The sequence below is a fragment of the Halorubrum tibetense genome (assembly GCF_042661865.1).
In the GTDB taxonomy this organism is placed as follows: Archaea; Halobacteriota; Halobacteria; order Halobacteriales; family Haloferacaceae; genus Halorubrum; species Halorubrum tibetense.
Genome location: NZ_JBHSWW010000350.1, coordinates 1 through 2,191 on the forward strand (window position 1 = coordinate 1; position 2,191 = coordinate 2,191).

A 2,191-nucleotide genomic window follows, 5' to 3' on the forward strand; every position below is an offset into this window, starting at 1 on the left:
ATATCCGGCAGTGCCATCGGCGGTGGGTTGTGTAGGAATTGTCGGCTGTATCCCCGCCCTTCAGGGCGGGGTTTTAGCCTTGTAACTTCGATAAGCAAGGCGAGTGCCCCGGGGCATGATCCCGAGGCGGTTCACGGCTCGTCGCCAAACCCACCCGGCTGCTCGTCGAACACCTCGCGGTGAGACGGTGACCGTTCACGGCGAGACCGTGTCGTGGTGTCTCTCCGCGACTCCCACTCGTTGGTGGATGTCGTCACCGGTGACCGTCAGGCTAAACACTCGAACGGAGGTGTATCTCACGTATATTGCACAGTCTCTCCACCGGCAATATTGTCGAGAAAAGCCGATATTACCGCCCGACTGCGGCACCTCTCCACGGAGATTCAGGTAGAAATAACGGTAAGGTTACTTTCGACGATGCGACTCGGCGGAGAGTCGTGCTCATTCATAACGAATACAGGGTGCTCCGAAGTGGTGGTGTGGAGAACATAGCTGACGACGACGTGCTGGAGAATAGCGCAAACAACACACGGCGACAGTTCGTCGCCGGGACTGCCGGTGCTCTCGGTGGGCTCGCTGCCGGTGTGGGACTCGTCGCTCCTGTCAGCGGCGATGAACACGACGAGAACGGAGATGACGAGGACGGAGACGACGAGGAGACGAACGGCGAGGACCCGGAACCGATCGAGAACGAGTTCGAGGACGACGTTGCGATCCTGAACTACGCCCGAACGCTCGAGCTCCTCGAAGCGGACTTCTACCGACAGGCGTTGGAGAACATCAGTGAGGAGGAGCTCTGCACCTGCAACATGCTCCAAGCGGACAGCGCCCTCGCAGAGAGGGCGTACGATGAACTGGTGACGATACAGGAACACGAGGAGACTCACGCGGACGTGCTCGGTGAGACGATCGAGGCGCTGGGTGGTGAACCGGTCGAGGATCTGGAGTTCGACTTCGGACTCCGCGTCGAGTACGCGGAGCCGTTCCTCGCGACCGCCGCCATGCTCGAGGACATCGGCGTCTCCGCGTACGCCGGGGCGGCACCGTTCATCGAGAACGAGGACCTGGTCGCACCCGCACTCAGCATTCACAGCGTAGAGGCGCGACACGCGTCCTTCGTGCGCACATTAACCAGCCAAACCGGGTTCCCGACGGCGTTCGACGAGGCGCGCTCTCGCTCCGAGGTGCTGGAACTCGCAGCCCCATTCATTGTGGGCGAGGAGGAAGAAGACGACGAAGAAGGCGAGAACGGGGATGACACGGACGAAGACGAAAACGGTACGGACGAAGGCGAGGACGAGACGGGCAACGGAGAGAACGGGGATGGCACGGACGAAGGCGAAAACGGTACGGACGAAGGCGAAAACGGTACGGACGAAGGCGAAAACGGTACGGACGAAGGCGAGGACGAGACGAGCAACGGAGAGAACGGGAACGGAACGGACGAGGGCGGTGACGGCAACGGCGGGGACGTGTAAGCAACGGCGGAGACGGGTAAGCAACGGCGGAGACCTGTAGAGCGCGGAACGCTGGTACCGGGAACCGATCCGCGTGTTCTTCGCGGATCGAGCGCCCCGACGTCGTTCTCGTCGCGCCTTTCGAAGCGAGTGTTCACGCGGTAGTGCGCTGTCAGTCGTTTGAGCGTTCGATACCGTCAAACCGACCCGGTACCGGCGGGGTTTTTCCTCGTCGCGGCGGTTGAACACGTATGGAGCTGTTCGCCGTACCGGACCTGCCGGAGATCCGGGAGGGAGACGATCTGGCGGCCATGATCGACGCGCGCGTCGATCTCCACGAGGACGACGTCGTCTGCGTCGCCAGCACCGTCGTCTCCAAGGCGGAGGGCCGAACCTACGACCTCGAGGCGTTCCCGCCCAGTCCGCGCGCAGAGGAGGTCGCGGCGCGGCTCGCGGAGCTCTCGGGCGAGGAGAAGGACCCGCGGTTCGCCCAGGCCGTGATCGAGGAGTCGACGGAGCTGATCATGGAGGCCCCGTTCCTCCTGACGGCGACCCGCTTCGGCCACATCGGCGTCAACGCGGGGATCGATCGGTCGAACGTTCCCGACGGCGACCTGCTGTTGCTCCCGGAGCGTCCCTCCGAAAGCGCGGCGCGGATCCGCGAGGGACTCGCGGCCGACCGCATCGTCGTCACCGACACCTGCGGTCGGCCGTTCCGTCACGGCCAGCGCGGG

At 63.6% G+C, this 2,191-nt stretch carries 2 protein-coding genes; both read left to right on the forward strand.

Translation table 11 applies throughout. The features are described from left to right. The first annotated feature begins 479 nt into the window (after window positions 1-479). Entirely contained in the window at window positions 480-1,478 is a 999-nt protein-coding gene (locus ACFQEU_RS14860; protein WP_379783420.1) for a ferritin-like domain-containing protein, read from the forward strand. 230 nt (window positions 1,479-1,708) lie between these two features. After that, a partial coding sequence (cofE, locus tag ACFQEU_RS14865) for a coenzyme F420-0:L-glutamate ligase (RefSeq protein WP_379783422.1) occupies window positions 1,709-2,191 on the forward strand: 483 nt, incomplete at its 3' end.